Origin of the sequence: Psychrobacter sp. Ps7 (assembly GCF_022129225.1) — a bacterium.
Taxonomy (GTDB): Bacteria; Pseudomonadota; Gammaproteobacteria; order Pseudomonadales; family Moraxellaceae; genus Psychrobacter; species Psychrobacter immobilis_A.
The window spans coordinates 102,582-124,609 of sequence record NZ_JADQAH010000005.1 but is presented as its reverse complement, the minus strand read 5'-3'; the positions used below and the strand labels follow the sequence as shown (position 1 = coordinate 124,609).

Annotated in this window: 17 protein-coding genes; 14 read left to right on the top strand and 3 right to left on the bottom strand. The window is 43.9% G+C overall.

All coding sequences use genetic code 11. The annotated features are described in order from the left end of the window. Window positions 1-68 precede the first annotated feature (68 nt). Window positions 69-1,484 carry an ATP-binding protein gene (locus I3257_RS03495; protein ID WP_238048832.1) on the bottom strand — a complete coding sequence of 472 codons (1,416 nt, stop codon included), beginning with the start codon at window positions 1,482-1,484 and terminating at the stop codon, window positions 69-71. Between the two features lie 135 nt (window positions 1,485-1,619). Here I3257_RS03495 and rimO point away from each other — a divergent pair, with 135 nt between their 5' ends. From rimO to I3257_RS03435, 12 genes are all read left to right on the top strand, one after another. Beyond that, window positions 1,620-3,224: a 30S ribosomal protein S12 methylthiotransferase RimO gene (rimO, locus tag I3257_RS03490; RefSeq protein ID WP_238048831.1), complete on the top strand. Its 1,605-nt coding sequence runs from the start codon at window positions 1,620-1,622 to the stop codon at window positions 3,222-3,224. 244 nt (window positions 3,225-3,468) lie between these two features. Beyond that, complete coding sequence (gene pyrH / locus I3257_RS03485) at window positions 3,469-4,194, top strand: UMP kinase (RefSeq protein ID WP_045444979.1); 726 nt, start codon at window positions 3,469-3,471, stop codon at window positions 4,192-4,194. Window positions 4,195-4,347: 153 nt separating this feature from the next. Next, the gene (frr, locus tag I3257_RS03480; protein ID WP_045444983.1) at window positions 4,348-4,902 is read left to right on the top strand and encodes a ribosome recycling factor; all 555 of its coding nucleotides are present in this window, start codon (window positions 4,348-4,350) and stop codon (window positions 4,900-4,902) included. A 312-nt stretch (window positions 4,903-5,214) separates the two neighbouring features. After that, window positions 5,215-5,973 carry a polyprenyl diphosphate synthase gene (gene uppS, locus I3257_RS03475; protein ID WP_238048830.1) on the top strand — a complete coding sequence of 253 codons (759 nt, stop codon included), beginning with the start codon at window positions 5,215-5,217 and terminating at the stop codon, window positions 5,971-5,973. A 201-nt stretch (window positions 5,974-6,174) separates the two neighbouring features. Continuing rightward, window positions 6,175-6,984: a phosphatidate cytidylyltransferase gene (locus tag I3257_RS03470; RefSeq protein ID WP_045451791.1), complete on the top strand. Its 810-nt coding sequence runs from the start codon at window positions 6,175-6,177 to the stop codon at window positions 6,982-6,984. Window positions 6,985-7,137: 153 nt separating this feature from the next. Further along, on the top strand, window positions 7,138-8,346 hold the full coding sequence (gene ispC / locus I3257_RS03465; protein WP_238048829.1) for a 1-deoxy-D-xylulose-5-phosphate reductoisomerase: 1,209 nt from the start codon (window positions 7,138-7,140) through the stop codon (window positions 8,344-8,346). 85 nt (window positions 8,347-8,431) lie between these two features. Further along, the gene (gene rseP / locus I3257_RS03460; protein WP_238048828.1) at window positions 8,432-9,808 is read left to right on the top strand and encodes an RIP metalloprotease RseP; all 1,377 of its coding nucleotides are present in this window, start codon (window positions 8,432-8,434) and stop codon (window positions 9,806-9,808) included. Between the two features lie 262 nt (window positions 9,809-10,070). Beyond that, window positions 10,071-12,494, top strand: a complete 2,424-nt coding sequence (gene bamA / locus I3257_RS03455; RefSeq protein ID WP_238048827.1) for an outer membrane protein assembly factor BamA — start codon at window positions 10,071-10,073, stop codon at window positions 12,492-12,494. Window positions 12,495-12,640: 146 nt separating this feature from the next. Further along, window positions 12,641-13,657 (top strand): UDP-3-O-(3-hydroxymyristoyl)glucosamine N-acyltransferase, encoded by a 1,017-nt coding sequence (lpxD, locus tag I3257_RS03450; RefSeq protein ID WP_238048826.1) that lies wholly within the window; start codon window positions 12,641-12,643, stop codon window positions 13,655-13,657. Window positions 13,658-13,729: 72 nt separating this feature from the next. Continuing rightward, window positions 13,730-14,239: a 3-hydroxyacyl-ACP dehydratase FabZ gene (fabZ, locus tag I3257_RS03445; protein WP_045444990.1), complete on the top strand. Its 510-nt coding sequence runs from the start codon at window positions 13,730-13,732 to the stop codon at window positions 14,237-14,239. Window positions 14,240-14,441: 202 nt separating this feature from the next. After that, a complete protein-coding gene (gene lpxA, locus I3257_RS03440; protein ID WP_060490688.1) occupies window positions 14,442-15,221 on the top strand; it encodes an acyl-ACP--UDP-N-acetylglucosamine O-acyltransferase in 780 nt (259 codons plus the stop codon). Window positions 15,222-15,531: 310 nt separating this feature from the next. Next, the gene (locus I3257_RS03435) at window positions 15,532-16,884 is read left to right on the top strand and encodes a sodium-dependent transporter (RefSeq protein WP_087814621.1); all 1,353 of its coding nucleotides are present in this window, start codon (window positions 15,532-15,534) and stop codon (window positions 16,882-16,884) included. Between the two features lie 96 nt (window positions 16,885-16,980). On the opposite strand, the gene tgt is transcribed toward I3257_RS03435, so the two are convergent. Next, window positions 16,981-18,132: a tRNA guanosine(34) transglycosylase Tgt gene (tgt, locus tag I3257_RS03430; protein ID WP_193009500.1), complete on the bottom strand. Its 1,152-nt coding sequence runs from the start codon at window positions 18,130-18,132 to the stop codon at window positions 16,981-16,983. 235 nt (window positions 18,133-18,367) lie between these two features. On the opposite strand from tgt, the gene I3257_RS03425 reads away from it, so the two are divergent. Further along, entirely contained in the window at window positions 18,368-19,018 is a 651-nt protein-coding gene (locus tag I3257_RS03425; protein WP_238048825.1) for a heme-binding protein, read from the top strand. Between the two features lie 164 nt (window positions 19,019-19,182). On the opposite strand, the gene asd is transcribed toward I3257_RS03425, so the two are convergent. Beyond that, on the bottom strand, window positions 19,183-20,316 hold the full coding sequence (asd, locus tag I3257_RS03420) for an aspartate-semialdehyde dehydrogenase (RefSeq protein WP_060490692.1): 1,134 nt from the start codon (window positions 20,314-20,316) through the stop codon (window positions 19,183-19,185). Between the two features lie 389 nt (window positions 20,317-20,705). On the opposite strand from asd, the gene I3257_RS03415 reads away from it, so the two are divergent. Next, entirely contained in the window at window positions 20,706-21,830 is a 1,125-nt protein-coding gene (locus I3257_RS03415) for an endonuclease/exonuclease/phosphatase family protein (protein WP_238048824.1), read from the top strand. The last annotated feature ends 198 nt before the right edge of the window (window positions 21,831-22,028 follow it).

Below are 22,028 nucleotides of genomic sequence, written 5' to 3'. Positions count from 1 at the left end.
AGCAAGTAATTCAGGGTGATTGTTTCATAGGTTAGGTCATGGTTTCTAAGCCTTGGGTGCTGGCTGTTTTAAGCATGGTGCGCTGGCTGATTGAAAGGCAAATACAGCGTAAAACTGGTGTGTTGATGGTTATGATTATTTTTGACACTGTCGTTAAGGTTTTTTGATTGTTGGGAGCTCACGTCAATCATACCATGGTGATGACTGATGATATCTTGCACGATAGACAATCCTAGCCCCGTCCCTGCGGCACGGCTGGTCACCATTGGGAAAAATATCTGTCCGATCAATGCAGGATCAATGCCTGAACCGTTATCTGCAATATTGATTTGTAGCACTTGCTTATGCTGTTGCCCAGCAATGGTATGTTGAAAGGCAATGCGGGTTTGAATGTGCAGCGTTGGCTTATAACTGGTGCTGTCGTTATTGCTCGTTTGTGAGGTGGCAGGTTGTTGCGCCTTAGGCTCGGACAACTCTCTTTGCTGCAGCGTTTGCTCAAACTCAGTCATCGATTCACAGGCATTATTAATCAGATTTAAAAACACCTGTATTAGCTGGTCTTTATCAGCGCATAACTCAGGCAATGACAAATCATAATCGCGCTGTAGCGTCACTTGCGGATATTGATTGACGACCAAAGATAAAACATGCTCCAGTGGCTCATGGATATTTAGCGTTTGCCAATTTGGTAATTGATTGGAGCCAAGGAATTTCCCAATAAGGTGGGTTAGACGGTCCGTTTCTGAAATGATGATATCAGTATAATTGCGCAGTTTTTCAGCCGTTTTTTGCAGATGGCTATTCGGGTTTACCATAGGGTTTGTGCCAAGAATAGCAGGAGAGGCACTATTAAGAGGTGAGGTGTCACTGAATTTGATGAATTGCCGCTGTAATAATTGCGCCGCCCCGCGAATACCGGCAAGCGGATTTTTGATTTCATGAGCGACCGAGCGCAGCATATGACGGGCAACATTATATTGTTGCTGTTGGCGTTGCTCCTCTGATATGCGACTTTGGCGATCCTTGCCCCACATCTCAATAATAAAATAAGGTTGCTGCTCATAAATGACAGGGGTCACGCTATAATCAACTGAGAATGATAAATTACCATTTAGCGGTGTGCTGATAAGGTGATCATGATCGATAAAGGGTTGTTGATACTGCTTTGCTTGCTGAAATCGTTCTTTCAAAGAACAAGTTTGTTCATGAGTATCTTCATCACTACTTTTGTCGACAGTTATATTGTTGTCATGGTTATTACTGTCATAATTGCTGTCGGCTGATTTCAATGCTTCTGATGCAAGCAGGGTCAATATAGACTGACCCAGTAAGCGCCCACTACTAATAGCAAGTAGTTGTTCGGCTTGGGCATTTAGCCAAGTGATCGATAAGTCATCATTGATCCATAAAATAGCGGTGAACAAATGCTGTGACATGAATGCTAAGTCAGGTGTCAGTTTTACGGTTGTCAAATGGGTTGTCATGGCTATTGCCTAGAATAAAAGAAGACGCGATATAATATTTAACCATAAATCAACACTATAGAGCGGCAAAACTGGCGATTTTTGCAAAAAAAACGTACAATGCGCACAGCCAATTTATCTCTAGCAAGGTCAGCCATGCCCAACACTTCTACCGAGTCGGTTAATACGACTGTTACTACCTCACCGTCAACTTCTACGCCAACAGATTCTATGTTAAAAGACACTGCCACTGTTTTTAATCCTGCCAAACCAAATATAGCACAAGACAATCAGGCAGATGTTAGTCAAGCAAATACTAACCAACCTTACCATCATAAAGCCAATCACAATCAAAACCGTAGTGTAGCCCAAAGTAGTGATGTAACGACTGCCAATGCGACTGCTACGATGCCAGTTAGTGCAGCGCCAAAGATTGGGTTTGTGTCACTAGGTTGCCCAAAAGCCTTGGTCGATAGTGAGCGCATTATCACTGAGCTTAGCCGTGATGGTTATCAAGTGGCGAGTGATTACGAAGGTGCAGATCTAGTTGTCGTGAATACTTGCGGTTTTATTGAATCTGCGGTACAAGAGTCGCTAGATGCCATCGGCGAAGCGATTAGCAAAAACGGTAAAGTCATCGTCACAGGTTGCTTGGGTAAAGAAGCGGACAAAATCCGTGAAATGCACCCAGCCGTGCTAGCTGTGACGGGCGCGCATGCGTATGATGAGGTCATTAGAGCCGTTTCGCTGCATGTGCCCAAGCCTGACCGCAGTCATGACGCTAGTTATGATCCAAAGATAGATTTGATTAATGAAGCGGGTATCAAATTGACGCCAAGCCATTATGCTTATCTAAAAATATCGGAAGGCTGTAACCATCGTTGTACTTTCTGCATTATTCCAAGCTTACGTGGAGACTTGGTTTCACGTCCGATTGATAGCGTGATGAATGAAGCGCTGGCGCTGAAAAATGCTGGCGTGAAAGAATTGCTTATTATTTCGCAAGATACCTCTGCTTATGGACTGGATTTGAAATATAAGACCAGTTTTTGGAATGGTATGCCGCTGAAGTCAAAATTTTATGACTTATGCCAAGCATTAAATGACTTGGGTATTTGGGTGCGCTTGCATTATGTTTATCCATATCCGCATGTTGACAAAGTCGTTGAGCTAATGGGCGAGAAGAAACTGCTGCCTTATCTTGATATTCCATTCCAGCATGCCAGCCATCGCATCCTCAAAGCGATGAAGCGTCCAGCGCACAGCGAAAATACCTTGGCGCGTATCAAAGCATGGCGTGAGATTTGCCCTGATATTGTTATTCGTTCAACCTTTGTGGTTGGCTTCCCTGGTGAGACGGAAGAAGATTTCCAATGCCTGCTTGATTGGTTGGTCGAGGCACGCCTTGATCGCGTTGGTGCTTTTACTTATTCAGAAGTCGAAGGTGCAGTCGCCAATGACTTGCCAAATCATGTGCCTGAAGACGTTAAGCAAGAGCGCTATGAGCGTTTGATGAAGCTACAACAGGATATCTCAGCACAAAAACTACAAGAGAAAGTCGGTAAAAATCTAATGGTATTAGTCGATGAGATTGATAGTGAAGAGGGCATTGCGATTTGCCGTAGCTACGCTGATGCGCCTGAGATTGATGGTCACGTCTACGTTGATGATATCACGGCGCAAGTCAAAGTCGGACAGTTCCTAACCGTCACGATCGATGACGCTAGTGAGTATGATTTGTTTGCCAGTTACAAAGGCTAGTTAGCTATAAGGCTGATTAGTCACAGTAGCTGATTAGTCACTACAATATACGAGTGAAAATTGCCCAATCGCGGGCAGTTTTTGCTACAATTAGCGCAATTTAGCCTTTTTACCCGTTTGTCATCAGTTGCGGTGCTTCCTATATAGTACCTCGGTGATGACACTTCGAGTAAATTCGAAGGCAAACTCTATTTGTGTTTTACCGCTTATTTTAATTATAATTTAATGCTAACAAGGTGACCTCATGTCTGACAAAAACCCGCGTTACTCTCGTATCTTGCTGAAACTCTCTGGTGAAGCCTTAGCTGGTGGCAAAGAGATGGGAATTGATAGCGAAGTGCTCGATAAGATGAGCTTGTCTATCGCCCATTTGCGTGGTCTTGGTGTTCAAGTCGGTATCGTGGTCGGCGGCGGTAACTTATATCGCGGCGCGCAGTTGCAACAAGAAGGCTTAGTCGGCCGTGTGACTGGTGATCAAATGGGTATGTTAGCAACCGTTATGAACGGTCTGGCGATGCGTGATGCGCTTGAGCGCCGCAATATTAAAACTCGCCTGATGTCAGCCTTGCCAATTGGTGAAGTGACCGAAAGCTATAGCAGTCGCAATGCCATTCGCTATCTCAAAAATGGCGAAGTATGTATCTTTGTTGCTGGTACGGGCAACCCTTTCTTTACCACTGATACTGCTGCTTGCTTACGTGGTATTGAAATTGAAGCGGGCTTAATTCTAAAAGCCACCAAAGTAGATGGCGTTTATGACAAAGACCCAAGCTTACATGACGATGCAGTTAAATATGATGGTTTAACGTTTGATGAAGTATTAGAGCAAAAGCTTGGCGTGATGGATTTAACTGCCATTGCCTTGTGCCGTGAGCACAACGTGCCGCTACAAGTGTTTGATATGACCAAGCCTAATGCGTTATTAAATGTCATCATGGGCGAAAATGAAGGCACACGCGTTTATCACTGACTTGCCTGAACGCTCTAAATATTAATACGAGAATACCAGTCATTAAACTTAGATTGGTCGTTAATAACTACAGTCGCTAATAATTAATAGTGAACAACCGTATATTTACTAACAAATGAATGATTTATCGATAGCGATAAATAAGGATATCTAATGATCAAAGAGATTAAGCAAGACGGCGAAGCGCGTATGCAAAAAACACTGGAAGCGCTTGAGAGCACTTTTAGCAAAGTCCGTACAGGGCGCGCACATCCAGGTATGTTGTCAGGCGTGATGGTTAGCTACTACGGGTCGCCTACACCTTTGAATCAAGTGGCGAGTGTCAACGTTGAAGACTCACGTACGCTCATGGTTCAGCCATTCGAGCGTACCATGGTACAAGCAATTGACAAGGCCATTCGCGAAGCAGATTTGGGTCTCAACCCAGTGACCGCCGATGTGATTCGTGTACCGATGCCAGCATTGACAGAAGAGACACGCCGCGACATGCAAAAGCTTGCGCGTGGAGAAGCAGAAAGTAGCCGTGTTTCTATCCGTAATATTCGCCGTGATATGATGAATGACATCAAAGAATTGGCCAAAGAAAAAGAGATCTCAGAAGACGACGAGCGCCGTGCCAGTGATGACATTCAAAAAATCACTGACAAGTATATCGAAACCATCGATAAACGTTTGAGCAAAAAAGAAACTGACTTGATGGACGTGTAAAGCACTGGTTTTTCGATCATGTAAGACAAAAAATCCGTTACATCATATCCTTATAATAAGCAGCCAATCTGTCAGTACTATTGGCTGCTTATTATTGTGTAGACGGTACCGGTAATAGCGTCAATATTATATCAATCGGATACGGTAATAGGCTTGCTCAGATTTGTAAACTGTATTTTAAGCGTTATCTTGCAAACTAAATCACGCCCATAGATGGGTTTATGATAAGTTTGTGAATTATGGTTATGACGCTTTCTAATCGTTATCGCAGCCGTTATTATTATTTTACCTTAACAATAAGCACTTTCGCCTATGTCCACTTCAGCCGTTTTGGCTCCTGATCTTCTTCCACGCCATATCGCTATCATCATGGATGGCAATAATCGTTATGGTAAAGCCAATGATTTGGGCAAAGGCCAAGGGCATGTGGCTGGCAAAGATGCACTCGATCCTATCGTCGAGTATTGCGTTAATACGGGTATCGAAGTATTAACGGTATTTGCATTTTCTAGTGAGAATTGGCAACGCCCGCCCAGTGAGGTGGCACTACTCATGCAACTGTTAACCTCGACCATTCATGAGCAAATACCACGCATGAATGAGTATCGTATTCGTCTGCGTTTTATTGGTGACCGCAGTCAGCTGAGTAATGATTTGCAAGCATTAATGGCGGACGCTGAAGCAAAAACAGCAGACTTTAAAGCCATGACTCTAGTCATCGCTATCAGTTATGGTGGGCAATGGGATATTGCCCATGCGGCAAAACAGCTGGCGCAGCAAGTAGAGGCTGGTCAGTTACGTGCTGATGATATTAATAAAGAATTGCTCGGTAACTATGTGCAATTAGCAGATGCACCAGCAGTAGATATGCTGATACGCACAGGCGGTGAATACCGAATTTCTAACTTTTTATTGTGGCAGTCAGCCTATGCTGAGCTATTCTTTACCCAGACATTATGGCCGAATTTTGCAGCTGATGAGTTGGCAGCAATGGTAAAAGAGTTCGCTCAGCGACAGCGCCGTTTTGGCAAAACCAGTGAGCAGATAGTGATAGAGCAAGCAAGTCGTTAATGGTGTTAAGCATTTACCTGTTATTTTGTAAAGGAAAAAGCTCTTACAAAGCCGCTATCGTATAAGTAGTTAATATTGCTTGTTTGTGAAATAATAAACCGCGTCAATAAGCGTCAACTGCTATTAGTGGGCTATTGTAGATTAGCTGCTATAATGCACGTTTTGACCATGCGTTTTTCATTATTATAAGGCTCAATAAGTATGTGGCAACGAATTAAGACGGCAGTTGTTCTCGTTATTATCGTTGGTATTGCAATGTTTGCGAGCCAAACCCCTATTTTATTTGCACCGCTGTTAGCGATTGGCGTCATTATTGCCGCTCACGAATGGACTAAGCTGATGCCCAAGTGGCGTCACCCTGCACTATTTGTGCTATTGGTTTTGGTGTTGACCCTAGTATCACTCATGTTTAAAGTGACATGGCTGTTTTGGTGGGTGGCTTCACTGGCTATATGGCTAATGGCGCTGTCTTGGGTGCGAGTGTTCCCGACTCATACCAATTGGTATGGCAAGAAACTGGCATTGATGGGTGCGGTGATATTGACCGCATCGATTACGGCGATGTTTTATTTATGGCAACTGTCAGCATGGTGGTTACTCTATGTGTTCCTCTTAGTCTGGTGTGCAGATAGTGGCGCTTATTTTGTGGGGCGTAAGCTTGGTCGCCGAAAGATGGCACCGAACGTCTCACCCAATAAAAGTATGGAAGGGCTGGCTGGTGGTTTGGTCACTGGTCTGCTCGTGGTCATTGCCATCAGTGTATTTAAGTTGCAATTGACAGGTGTGCCGTTAGTCGCATTTGTAGCATTATCAGCCTTGACTATTTTAGCCTCGGTACTTGGCGATTTATTTGAGTCGATGCTTAAGCGCCGTGCTGATGTCAAAGATTCAGGAACGATTTTACCGGGGCATGGCGGCGTGCTTGACCGTATCGACTCACTGCTATCTGCCACACCGATATTTGCGCTTGGTTTTTGGGCGATACAGCAGTTAGGTTTGATAGTGGTTTAGGACTGAAAAAATAATTCATAGACGATGATACGCCCTAATCATAGTAGTTGAGATGAGTGACTAGTCAATACACTGGATATCATCTATCTCTTATTTATCAGACGTTTTGTCGATTTCTTATTTAATTTTTTAGAGTATTATTTACAGGCACCGATGGTTATGACGCAACGCATCGCCGTACTAGGCGCGACAGGTTCGATTGGCGATAGCACGTTAGCAATATTAGCGGCGCAACCACAGCTTTACACGGTCTACGCTCTGTCAGGCTATCACCGTTTAGACAAACTGTTTGCACTTTGCCAGCGGTTTTTGCCAAAGCGCGTTAGCGTACCGACCGCCGCAGTCGATGATTTTGCCCAGCGACTCCGTGCGGCAGGTCTTGACATCGATGTGGTAGGCGGCGAAGCAGGGCTGGTTGATATTGCCACTGATTCGCAGACGGATACCGTTGTCGCTGCGATCGTAGGCGCCGCTGGTCTGCCTTCTACTTTAGCCGCTGCTCGTGCAGGTAAGCGTATTTTACTAGCCAATAAAGAAGCGCTGGTGATGGCAGGGCAAGTGATGATTACTGCGGTCAAAATGCATAACGCTACTTTGCTGCCGCTTGACTCTGAGCACAACGCTATTTTTCAGTGTTTACCACTGGCTATTCAGCAGGACAATACCCAAATTCATCAGCCAAACCACGGCGTGCGTAAGCTATGGTTAACGGCCTCTGGTGGGCCGTTTTTGCAAAAATCGTTTGCGCAGATGCAGCAAGCGAGCGTCGCTGAAGCGGTCAAACATCCAAATTGGTCAATGGGTCAAAAGATATCCGTCGACTCAGCTACGATGATGAATAAAGGGCTTGAGTTGATTGAAGCCTGCCATTTGTTTGATTTGCCTGAAAATAAGATAAATGTGGTGATTCATCCACAAAGTATCATTCACTCAATGGTAGAATATAGCGATGGTAGTTTTTTGGCGCAGCTTGGCAGCCCTGATATGAAAACCCCGATTGCCCATGCGCTCAGTTATCCTGATCGTATTGATAGTGGCTCGCAGCCGTTAGACTTATTTGCACTTAGTGGTTTAGAGTTTATTGAGCCTGACTTGCAAAAATTTGCGTGTTTGCGTTTGGCTCGTGAGGCCATGCAAGCAGGGACACAAGCGACGATTGTCTTAAATGCAGCGAATGAAATTGCCGTGGCGGCATTTTTGGCTGGAAAAATTCGCCTGACGGATATTGCTGATATCAACGAGCAGGCTTTGAATGACATACAGCTGCCACCGTTAAATGAAACGGCTGACATAGAAGATATACTAGCAATTGATAAAATAGCACGTCACCTTACAGAAAAACTTGTGGCAAAGTTGGTGTGAATGTCTCAACAACTGCGTCGTTAAAAAACGATGTTAATAAAAGATGCTAAGAAAGAATGCTGAGAAACCATACTGAGAAAAGATCATGACGTTTTTATTAACGCTCCTTGCGGCAATATTTGTCTTAGGTCCGCTTATTGCCTTACATGAGTGGGGACACTATATCGTCGCTCGTCTTTGCGGCGTTAAAGTCTTGACCTATTCTATCGGGTTTGGTCCCAAACTCTTTGGTTGGACGAGCAAAAAAAGCGGTATTGATTATCGTATTTCTGCTTTGCCACTTGGTGGTTATGTCAAAATGCTCGATGAGCGCGAAGGTGAGGTAGCAAAAGCTGAGCAACATTTGGCGTTTAATCGTCAGCATCCGCTAAAAAAGATTGCGATTGTTGCAGCCGGTCCTATCATGAACTTTATCATTGCTATTGCGCTGTTTTGGGTGTTGTTTATGACACCATCAGAGCAGCTGGCGACGAAGATTGGGCAGGTATTACCTGATACGCCTGCTGCTATGGCACAGTTGCCAGTTGGCGACAAAATCGTTGCGATTGATGGGCATGAGGTACAAACGTGGGAAGGCATCAACTATCGGCTTGCTGGACGGATGGGCGAGACAGATAATGTCAGTATTACTCTGCAATCAGAGACACAAGCTGATAATGCAATCAAAACTTATCAAGCGCCCGTAACTCAGTTTATGCAAGGCAGCGCGCAAGGTAAAGATGCGTTGACCAGCTTTGGCATGCTGCCATGGCAACCAGATATTGCACCGATAGTAGGTGATTTGACCGCTGATGGTGCCGCCAGTCGCCAAGGACTAAAAGTAGGCGATCGCATTATTGCTATCAATGATCAACCAATTAAAGATTGGCTCAGTGCTACTCGTATCATCCGCGGCAGTCCTGAAACTTTGCTTAATTTCACAGTATTGCGTGATGGTAAATCCGTACAGCTTCAGATTATGCCGCAAGGCAAAAAAGACAATTTGGGTAACGATTATGGGCAAATTGGTGCTATGGTGGCACAGTCCGAAATTGTTATTCCTGACGCTTACAAGACCACCGTAGTCTATGGCCCCGGTGAGTCATTGGTGAAATCATTTGAGAAAACTGAACAGCTCGCAGTGATGACCGTCAGCTCAATGGGTAAGATGCTATCAGGCATGATTGGTTTGGATAATTTGTCAGGTCCGATTACCATCGCCAAAGTGGCCAAACAGAGTTTTGATATCAGTTGGCAGATGGTGTTATCGACGGCAGCTTTGATTAGTTTGAGTCTGGCTGTACTAAATCTTTTGCCCATTCCTGTATTGGATGGCGGTCATATTGTGTATTATCTTATTGAATTGATTCGCGGTAAGCCACTCTCGGAAGGGGTGCAAATGATTGGACTAAATATCGGCTTACTCTTGCTGGCAGGTTTCATGGTGTTAGCAATTGGTAATGATATTAGTCGGCTGTTTTGAACAGCGAATCGCTAATATAATCGATAAGGCACGAGATACTAATGGTTTTACGCCTATTATGGGATGATTATGACCATGATAGGTAGCATGCTTTGTATCATGGCCTCTGTACTAATCGTAATTTTTAGTTTATTTTGTGATGCATTTTATATAAAGTGTTCTGAGTCTGCTGCGTATGCGCTTAAATTTCATGCGAGATGCGCTAGACAATATGGGCTTTTTAACTTAACTTAAGCAAGTTTTTTATTGACGGATAGTGTTTATGCGTACGCCTTTATTTATGAGCGCGGCAGGGTTGCCGTTAGTTGTAGCGATGATGAGTATGCCAGTACAGGCTGCAGAATTTGTAGTCACTGACATCGGTTTCAATGGTTTGCAACGTTTAACCCCCGATAGCCTCTATCCGGTTCTACCTATTTCGGTAGGGGATACGGTAAATGACAGTAGTTTAGCAGCCAGTATTAAGGCGCTTTATGCGACCGAAAATTTTGCTGATATTCAAAGCCGTATCGAAGGTGGACAGCTACGGTTTGATGTCGTTGAGCGCCCAACGATTGCTGAAGTCAATTTTGAGGGCAATAAGCTCATTCCAAAAGAAGGGCTAGAGCAAGGGCTGGACAATGCTGGTCTGTCTGCCGGTAATGTGCTGAAACAAGCCACGCTACAAGGCGTTGCCAATGAGCTACAGCAGCAATATATCAGCCAAGGCTATTACAACAGCAATATCGAGGTTGATCAAACGTTACTTGATGGCAATCGCGTCAAGCTCGACGTGCGTTTTGTCGAAGGCAAACCTGCCAAAGTGGTTGATATCAATATCATTGGCAATAAACACTTTAGTGATGAAGAAATCAAAGATGTTTTTGCGGTAAAAGAGTCATCGTGGACACGTCTGTTGTCAAAGTCTGATCGTTATGCCAAAGAAAAGCTGGCTGCCAGTTTAGAGAATCTAAAAGCGCTTTACCAAAACGATGGTTATGTACGTTTTGCAGTAGATAATGCGGTGCTCAACATCAGTGAAGATAAGAGCAGTGTGTTTATCGAAGTGAGTCTAAGCGAAGGCGAACAATATCAGTTTGGCGAAGTGAATTTCTTAGGTAAGCCGACTTTTGAGAACAATGAACTAACAGAGTTGGTGACTTTTGCACCCAATGAAAAGTACTCGCAAGCCAAGCTCGATGAAACCACCGCGGCACTTAAGAGTCGTTACGGTAATGAGGGCTATTATTTGGCGCAGGTGAGACCAGTACCACGTATCAATGACGAGACCAAAGTAGTGGATATCGATTATTTCATCGACCCTGCACGTCCTATTTACGTTCGTCGTATTAATTTTACTGGTAACATCAAAACTCAAGATGAAGTCCTGCGCCGTGAAATGCGTCAATTAGAAGGCGCATTGGCGACTAGTGACAAAATCCAGTTGTCACGGACACGTCTGATGCGTACAGGCTTCTTTAAAGCTGTCAACGTTGATGTAAAACCAGTACCGAACCAACCAGACCAAGTAGATATCAATTATACGGTTGAAGAGCAGCCTTCTGGTAGCTCAACGATTGCCGCGGGTTACTCACAAAGCGGCGGTGTGACTTTCCAGTTAGATCTAACACAAAACAACTTTATGGGTACAGGTAACCGTGTGAAAGCGGCACTATCGCGCTCAGAAACCCGTGATTCTTATAGTTTGGGCTATACCGATCCGTACTTTACCGAAAACGGCGTCTCACAAGGTCTTAGTGCTTATTATCGTGAAACGAAATACGATGATAGAAACGTCAGTAACTATGTCACCGATTCTTATGGTGCGACGCTGAACTACAGTTATCCTGTTGATGAAACCAAACGCGTTAGTGCGGGCTTGAACGTTGATAATACGTCAGTACGTGGTGGTCGCTTCTTGGGTGTATCAAACGTTCAGCAAATTATTGATGATGGCGGTACGTTTGAGAATTTTGTCAATAATGAAAATGAGGCTTCTGGACGCACAGGCTTCAAAAATGACTACAATACTTATAACCTACTGTTTGGCTGGGACTATAGCACCTTAGATCGTCCAGTGTTCCCGACCAAAGGTATGAGCCATACGGTCGATGCCACCATTGGCTTGGGTGATACCAACTATCAAAAACTTGTTTATAGCGGCAACATCTATTATCCCTTCTACAAAGACTGGGTAGCACGCGGTTATACTAAGCTTGGCTATGGTAATGATTTGCCATTTTATGAAAACTTTTATGCTGGTGGCTATGGCTCTGTACGTGGTTATGAGGCCTCAACCCTTGGGCCAAAATCACAAACGTATTATGATGCCATAAATGATGATGTGCGTTACAAAGACGAAGATATCGGTGGTAATGCGCTAGTCAGCTTCGGTAGTGAGCTAATTTTGCCAATGCCGTTTAAGGGCGATTGGGCAGATCAAGTGCGTCCAGTATTGTTTGCTGAAGGTGGTCAAGTATTTGATACGACTGATAAGGAAGATCGTACTTTTATCAATCCTAATGACGGTACTGATACGGGCGTACCACTGTTGACACAAGACAATAGTATGCGCTTTAGTGCGGGTGCAGGTATAACCTGGTATACGCCAATTGGTCCAATTTCATTAAGTTATGCTGTACCTATTGGTGATAAAGAAGGCGATGAAACTGAAAAAGTTCAGTTCCAGATTGGTAATACGTTCTAACGTAGCATGATTGTTTGCGTTCATGTCGTTAACCATAGCAGTTACTTAAATGAACGCAGCACCTGTTAGATATTAGTAGATCGCCAAGGTGATTGTTCAGCTTGGCGATTGTCTTATTCATAATAATATTTATATTAATAGTCACTATGATAACGATTGAGCAACTTATCACTCGGATTGAGCAGCGTCAGCCCATTACCAATAAGGCTGAAATCAGCGCTGAACAGTTACGTCAAAAATTCAGCAGTATTGGTAGTTTGACCACGGCGGGTCATAATCAGTTAAGCTTTTTGGCCGATCCTCATTATATTTCTAGTCTAGCTATTAGCGAGGCAGGAGCTGTATTGGTTACTGCAGAATATCGCGACCAAGTGCCCGCCACAGCGATAGCGTTAGTCGTCGCAAGCCCATACTTAGCTTATGCTGGTGCTAGTCAGTTGTTTGCTCGTGAGTCACTGTCTGGTGGTATTCATCCTAGCGCTGTGATTGCTGATAGTGCTGTCATTGGTGAGCAGGTGAATATCGGACCTTTTTGTGTGATTGCCGATTATGTGCAAATTGGTGCGCGTAGCTCACTTGCGGCGCATGTGGTGATCGAAGAAAATACGACTATTGGTACTGATGGTGTTATTAAATCACAAGTGGTGATCGGGCATGATTGTGTCATTGGTGATCATGTGAGGTTACACGCGGGTGTCAGTGTGGGTGCAGAAGGTTTTGGTTTTGCACCAACCAAAGATCCTAGTACCACTGGCTGGGAGCGTATCGCTCAGTTAGGACGGGTCGTAATTGGCAACCATGTGCGAATTGGTAGTCAAACTTGCATTGACCGAGGTGCCATTGACGATACGGTCATTGGCAATCACGTTATTATTGATAATTTGGTACAAGTTGCTCATAACGTGCGTATCGATGATGGCACAGCCATCGCGGCTCAAACGGGTATCGCGGGCAGCACTAGTATCGGCAAGCGCTGTATTATTGGCGGTGCGGTCGGTATCACAGGTCATATCGAGATTACAGATGATGTCACTTTATCTGGGATGACCATGGTAACCAAATCTATCAAAACTGCTGGTTCATACTCCTCTGGAACGGCTGCTATGCCGACCGCTAACTGGCGACGGGCAGCTGTACGCTTCCGTCAGCTTGGGCGTGATTAGCGCAAATATCAATGCATATATACAAACACAGTAAAATCATAGCAATTTGAAACATAGCAAGGAAGCACCATTATGAGCAGCACCGATATTGATATTTTGAATGATAAAGAAATGAAAAGCTTAGCTGAGCAAGGTCTTACGCTGCCATTAACCTATCATACGTTAAAGCATTATTTGCCACACCGTTATCCTTTTCTTTTAGTAGATAAGATTATTGATTGTACGCCTGGTGAGTGCATTACAGGTATTAAGAATGTGACTATCAATGAAGAGTTTTTCAATGGTCATTTTCCTGATGAGCCGATTATGCCAGGGGTACTTATGGTTGAGTGCATGGCTCAGGTCTCAGGCGTGCTCGGATTTATCAGTGCTGGTCTAACCGCAGAAGATGGTTATTTATATCTGTTTGCAGGTGTTGATAAAGTCCGTTTTAAACGTCGAGTTATTCCTGGTGATCAGCTGACTATTCGTGCTAAAACAGTGATGCAGAAGCGCGGTATTTATAAATTTGACTGTACTGTACATGTTGACGATGAGTTAGCTGCCAGTGCGCAAATAATGATTGCTCGCCAAGAACAATAACGTTTATTAATAGCCATTGTGCCTCGTAGCCGACCTAATTCTTTAAACAAAGCGTCTAAAGAATTAGGTCAAAGCGGGTCATAAGCATTATAATTGACACTCGCATTTAACAGCAGAGCCATGCTTAGGTTTTCTCATAAAACTAAATTGGCTGTATTTGTTTTACCATTTACTCGCATCAGATCATACAAAGGCCCACATTATGAGTCAGATCCATCCAACAGCACTCATCTCACCGTCCGCCCAAATTGATGAGACTGCTATCATTGGTCCGTATTGTATCGTCGGTGATGAGGTCACTATTGGCGCTCACACGGTTCTGCATCGCCATGTAGTTGTTACCAAATTGACTCGTATTGGTCAACACAATGAGTTTTATCAATTTGCGAGCATTGGCGAAGATCCTCAGGATTTGAAGTATGCTGGTGAGCGTACTTGGCTTGAGATTGGCGATCATAATACCATTCGAGAAGCCTGTAGTTTACACCGTGGTACCGCACAAGATAGTGAGCTAACTAAAATAGGCAGCCATAATCTACTGATGGTGAACACTCATGTGGCTCATGATTGTGTGATTGGCGATCATAATGTATTGGCCAACAATGTTGGCGTTGCAGGGCATGTGACTATTGGTAATCACACGATCATTGGCGGTAATTCAGGTATTCATCAGTTTTGTACGGTGGATGACTATAGCTTGATTGGGGGCGCAAGTCTGATTCTAAAAGATGTAGCCGCCTTTACTATGGTATCTGGTAATCCAGCAACGACTCATGGTCTCAATGTGGAAGGCATGCGTCGTAAAGGATGGTCAAAAGAGACAATTGAGGTATTGCGTCAAGCTTACCGTATGATTTTTAGATCTGGTCTGACGACCGTGCAAGCGCTTGAGGTTTTGAATAATGAGCTGCTACCAAAAGAGCCGAAAATCCAGTTGCTCATTGATTCACTACAAAAAAGCCGTCGTGGTGTGGTGCGCTAGAACGGCGATGGGCTTTTGCTGAAAATCATATATAGTATGCCTTTTTTAATTAGCCAAACTCTTGTCAGTTATAGATAAAATTACCAGAAGCCATAACCAATTGTTATGGCTTTTTATGTTTATGAGCGCTTGACTTTTTTGGTGGCTTAGCAGAAACTGAGCCTTTACGATATTGTAAACAATTCTTTCTTAATGTTGCTGGACGCCTCACATTGAGGTGTTTATTGAATAGCCTGATATTTTTCATGGCTATTTATGATAATCAAGGAAGATTATCAGTGATGTTAATTGAAGCACGAGGACGGAAAAAATGGCTATTAATAAACAAGAACATGCACAGTGGAGCTCAAGTTTTGGCTTCGTATTGGCAGCGGTTGGTTCAGCAGTTGGTTTGGGAAACATATGGAAGTTTCCTTATATGGTCGGTGAAAGCGGTGGTTCAGCTTTCGTTATCGCTTATTTATTCTGTATCGCGCTGGTAGGTTTTCCGATTCTAGTCGCTGAATGGCTGATTGGTCGCCGTGGGCAAAAAAACCCAGTCAATACTTTTGCGGATGTTGCAGCAAGTGAAGGTAAGTCGCGCAGTTGGGGCATCATTGGCGCGTCAGGTATTTTAGGTGGTTTCTTAATTCTATCGTTTTATAGTGTGATCGGCGGTTGGGCACTCAACTACATTACTAAAGCAGGTACAGGCAGTTTTATTGGTCAAGACAGTGATTCTATTGCTGCGACCTTTGATGCTATGTTGGCTTCAGCAGGGACGTTGACGATTTGGCATACGGTGTTTATGGCTATTACTGCTTTGATTGTCGGTATTGGTGTGACCAAAGGTATCGAAACCACGGCTAAAGTCTTAATGCCATTACTCGGCGTAATTTTGTTCGTCATCGTTGGTTATAACGTGATTAACGGTGGTTTTGGTGAAGCAGTGGCTTATCTATTTACACCAGATCTTAGCAAGTTGACTGGCGATGTGATGCTTGCAGCATTGGGTCATGCCTTCTTTACTCTATCTATTGGTATGGGTATTATGATTGCTTATGGCTCATATTTGGGTCGTGAAGTGAACTTACTAAAAACCGCCCGTACCGTTGTGATTTTAGATACGGTTATCGCTTTGGCTGCTGGTCTAGCAATCTTCCCAATCATCTTTAGCAATGGTCTAGACCCTGCTTCAGGTCCTGGTCTTATCTTTGTCAGCCTACCGATCGCTTTTGGTAGCATGGGCGCAGGGACGATCATTGGTACATTGTTCTTCTTACTTATTACTTTTGCTGCTATTACCTCATCAATCTCATTGCTTGAGCCAACCGTTGAGTTTTTAGAAGAACGTACACCGATGAGTCGTACGGTATCAACCATCGTTGCCAGTACAGTGATTTGGCTATTAGGCGTTGCGGCACTACTATCATTTAACCTATGGTCTGACTTCACTATCATGGGTAATGGTATCTTTGATGCATTGGATAAAATTACCAGTAAATTTCTTCTCCCGCTAACGGGTCTTGCTGCAATTATTTTCGTTGGTTGGCAAATGGATCAACGCAGTATTCAGCAAGAGCTTGGTCTGTCTAATGGTGCATGGCAATTATGGCAAATCGTTGCTAAGTTTGTAGCACCAATTGCCGTGCTCGTGGTATTTGTAACCTCGTTAATGGGCTAGTACTGATTAACTAGAAATAATAAAAGCAACACACTAAAAAGGGCTTAAGATAATTCTTAAGCCCTTTTTATAGATATGACAATGGCAAAAATATAATTAGCGTAGATTTAACTCAGGTACTGTTTGTCCACGTTTGTTATAAAATTCGCTGACAAACTCATCAAATTTGTCTTGTTCAATGGCATCACGAATACCTTGCATCAAACGCTGATAATAGCGCAAGTTATGGATAGTCGCTAATTGAGCGCCCAGCATCTCTTTACACTTATTAAGATGGTAGAGATAAGCACGGCTAAAGTTTTGGCAAGTATAGCAGTCGCACTCAGGATCTAGTGGACCTTCGTCATTGCGATACTGGCTGTTACGGATACGTACCACACCAGCATTGTCTGCATCGCCTGTGACGAAGTAGTGACCATTACGCGCGTTACGCGTCGGCATCACACAGTCGAACATATCGACACCGCGGCGTACGCCTTCAACTAAATCCTCAGGCTTACCAACGCCCATCAGATAGCGTGGCTTATCTGCTGGCATATCATCAGGGAGGTAGTCTAGGACATCTATCATTTCATCTTTTGGTTCACCAACCGACAGACCACCGATGGCATAACCATCAAAGCCGATATCGAGCAGGCCTTCAAGTGATTGCTGACGCAAATCAGGATACATACTGCCTTGAATAATGCCAAATAATGCGTTGGTGCTGCCCAGTCTGTTGTGCTCATCAACACAGCGCTGTCCCCAACGTAGCGATAACTCTAATGATTTTTTAGCTTCGTCATGAGTCGCAGGATAGGGCGTACACTCATCAAATTGCATGACGATGTCTGAGTTCAAGCTGTACTGAATCTGCATCGATTTTTCTGGCGACAGAAAAACTTTCGCACCATCGATAGGAGATTTAAAGTCGACCCCTTCTTCGGTGATTTTACGCATGGCACCCAGACTGAATACTTGAAAGCCACCTGAATCGGTCAAGATAGGCTTATCCCAATGCATGAACTTATGCAAACCGCCAAACTTATCGATCACCTCGGTACCTGGGCGTAACCATAAATGAAATGTATTGCCTAAAATGATATCAGCACCAATGGCTTCAATATCACGTGGCAGCATGCCCTTGACAGTACCATAAGTACCAACAGGCATAAACGCTGGCGTTTGCACGTCGCCATGATTGAGATGAACCGTACCACGGCGCGCACGCGTGTCACCGCTGGCCGTTTTATGTAAGACAAATTGCATATGATTATCGCTATTTACGCTATGAAAATGGCGATAATTATAGCATTGTTAGCGGTTTTTTGGACATGGATGTTTATGAGGTATTGATATATCTGACAAATGGGTCTTTTGGTTAATAGTATTTTGTCATAACCAAAAGACACAGACAGTACTTATGAGTAGTTGGTAAAGTAGAAATCATAATGGCGAGACAGTAACCATTGCTAAGCGATGTTTTAACTGCTGGAGATATCCTATGAAAAAGGCAACCTACTTATTATTAGGTGGTTCATTATTAACCTCAGGAGCAGCTATGGCTACCGAAGAGCCGAATTATACAGTGTTGTCGCAAATGGATGACTTTGAGCTGCGTCGTTACGATAAGCAGCTAGTAGCGCAAACGTTGGTAAGTGGTGACCAAGACTCAGCGAGTCGCGAAGGGTTTAAAGTGTTAGCCGACTATATATTTGGCAATAATACAGCGGCAACTGGCGGCAGTAGTAAAATTAGCATGACTGCGCCCGTTACAATGCAGCCTAATAACAAAAAGAGTGATGGTGAATCACAAAAAATTGCGATGACAGCACCAGTAAGCATGCAGCAAGATGATGGTAAGTGGCGTATACAATTTACTATGCCTAGTAAATACACGATGCAAACACTACCAAAGCCCAATAATCCAAACATCACGATTACCGAGGTGCCAGCACAGACGTACGGTGTGATTAAGTTCTCAGGGTTGGCAGGCAGTAAAAAATTAGCGACTAAAACGGAAGAGCTACAATCTTGGATGCAAACCCAAAATTTGACTATAACGGGCGAGCCTGAACTGGCACGTTATAATCCGCCTTGGACGCTGCCTTTTTTGCGCCGTAATGAAGTGATGATTGCTTACAAGCCAAAGTAATACTAGCCTCAAAGTATAAGATGAGCGTTGTCAAATTTGCTGAGCTTGTTATAAGTAGGACTTGCATTTGCTTGCCGTGCTATTCAAATTTTTGGAAGTGGTATGCCCATAAAAAAAGACAGCATTTGCTGTCTTTTTTGTACTGACTTTTTAAGAAAATAAACTTAGTCTTTTTGCTCACGGATGATATTCAGCATACGACGTAGCGGCTCGGCTGCGCCCCATAACAGTTGATCACCAACGGTAAATGCGCCTAGATACTCAGGGCCCATATTGAGCTTACGCAAGCGACCTAGTGCAACTGTCAATGTACCAGTCACTGCCACAGGCGTTAAACGATTCATGGTCGCTTCTTTGTCGTCTTCGACCAAGTCCAACCATTCATTGCCGCTGTTTTTAAGTGCTGCTTCGATTTCTTCTAGCGGAATGTCTTTTTTGAGCTTGATGGTAAGGCCTTGCGCATGACAGCGCATCGCGCCAACGCGCACACACATACCGTCGATAGCAATCTTATCAGCTTCTGCGTTACCAAGGATTTTATTGGTTTCGACGCCACCTTTCCATTCTTCCTTGGATTGCTTGTTTTCTAACTGAACATCGATATAAGGAATCAAGCTACCTGCTAGTGGCACACCAAAGTACTGTTTAGGAAAGTCATCTGAGCGCTGAGTCTGAGCGATTTTTTTATCAATCTCAAGGATGGCGCTTGCAGGATCAGCCAATTCGTCTTTGACCGCATCGTGTAGCACGCCCATGCCAGCGATTAATTCGCGCATGTTGTTAGCACCAGAACCACTAGCAGCCTGATAAGTCATGGCGCTGACCCATTCTACCCAGCCTTTATTAAACAGCTCACCAATCGCCATGAGCATCAATGACACGGTACAGTTACCACCGATAAAGTCTTTTTTGCCATTGGCTAGGGCGCTGTCAATAACGGCGCGATTGACTGGATCGAGAATGATGATGCTGTCATCTTCCATTCGCAAGGTGCTTGCCGCATCAATCCAGTAGCCATTCCAGCCACTATCACGTAGCGGTTGATGGACTTGCGAAGTATAGTCGCCGCCTTGGCAGGTAATGATGACATTACAAGCAGCTAGCGCGTCAATATCATGAGCATCTTTTAATTGGCCGGTATGAATACCATCAAGGCTTGGGGCATCACCACCTGCGTTGCTGGTTGAGAAAAACACGGGTGTAATACCGTCAAAGTCTTTTTCCTCAGTCATACGTTGTATTAATACTGAACCGACCATGCCGCGCCAGCCTACCAAGCCTACTGTTAAATTACTCATGAAACTCAATCCTTTTCACCATAAATTGTTGCATTGCCAGCCGATAACAATGCCGTGAATAACCATAAAAAGCAAGGCGTTTTGGCCGTTTTTAGTGGTTTTTCATACACTATTAATGATGTTCAGTATAACTTTAAGTTATTAACCTACTTGTGGCGATAGTGCCGATGCCTCACTCGCCACAAGTAGGTAGATAGCCCTAAAAATAAGTTTGTCCGTAGTACTCGTTATGGTGGGCGAATTAAAAGTGTAATGTTTTATAGCGGTTAACGAATAATCCATGCTCATCAGTAGGCGATAACCTTCTGAAATGCTAAAGTAAACAGCTAACGTCAGTTCAGTTAAAACAATGGCGATATTCATCATTCAATAGACGGCTAATACATACTATGGATCTCTCACTATTATATTACAGCATACAGTGGCTAGCAGGGTTCATCGCATTTGTGACGATTTGGGGCTGGATACCACTGGATAATTGGTGGGTGCGCGGTGTTGAATTTCCGCGTATTCAGATCATGGTGTTGGGTGTCGTCGCTTGGATTGGTATGCTGATTTTTTGGTCAGAGTGGCAGCTGGGACAGTGGCTGTTATTTATCGTCTTAAGCATTACATTAGCCTTTCAGCTTAGGATGGTATTGCCTTATACCAAGCTATGGAAAAAAGAAGTTCAAAAGGCAAAAGACAAGCCAGAAGGGCAGGTGCATCAACTAAAAATAGTGGTATCAAATGTATTAACGCCCAATGATGACACCCAAAAACTGGTGGATTTGGTGAAGCAAAGACAGCCTGATATTTTAATTACGCTAGAAAGCGATGATAAATGGGAAAAAGCGCTGCATCAAATCGAAGCTGATTATCCTTACACCGTAAAAGTGCCACTAGATAATCTGTATGGGATGCATCTTTATTCTAAGCTTGAGTTGATTGATCCTGAAGTTAAGTACTTGATGATTGATGACATACCTTCTATTCATGCCCAACTGCGCCTGCAAAGTGGTCGCGTGATTTGGTTGTATTGCTTGCATCCTATGCCGCCAAGCCCGACGGAAGCGGATAAGTCTACTACCCGCGATGCTGAGCTATTGATGGTTGGCAAACACATCAAAGAAAACAAGCAAACGGCGATATTGGCAGGCGACCTCAACGATGTGGCATGGTCAAAAACGACTCGACGCTTTCAACGTATCTCAGGATTGTTGGATCCGCGTATTGGTCGACATTTTATCAATACGTTTCATGTCAGCTATCCATTTTTACGTTGGGCGCTGGATCATATTTTCCATAGTGCTTGCTTTACGGTAGTGGATATTCGGCGTATGCCGTCGATAGGTTCGGATCACTTTCCTGTTATGACGACTTTACAATACGAACCAGAAGAGGAGAGCAATCAAGCGCAAAATGCCCCTACTGCAGAAGCGGAAGATATCAAAGAGACCGATCATAAAATAATAGAAGGTAAAAAAGAAGGTGAAAAAGTCTCAAAGGAACATGCAGAAGAGCAGAGAAGTTAGGGTTGATAGCCTGCTAATACTATAGCCATCGTATGATGCAATGTTAAAAAAGGCTGTAAGCATATGCTTACGTTAAATAAGGTCTTTAGCCTCTAGTCGCATTAAACTGATTACCCTACAATACCTGCATCAACACAAGGATACGCACGGATGCAGTGTTGAGACAGTATCAATAAAAGCACAGGTCAGCCCGCTGTC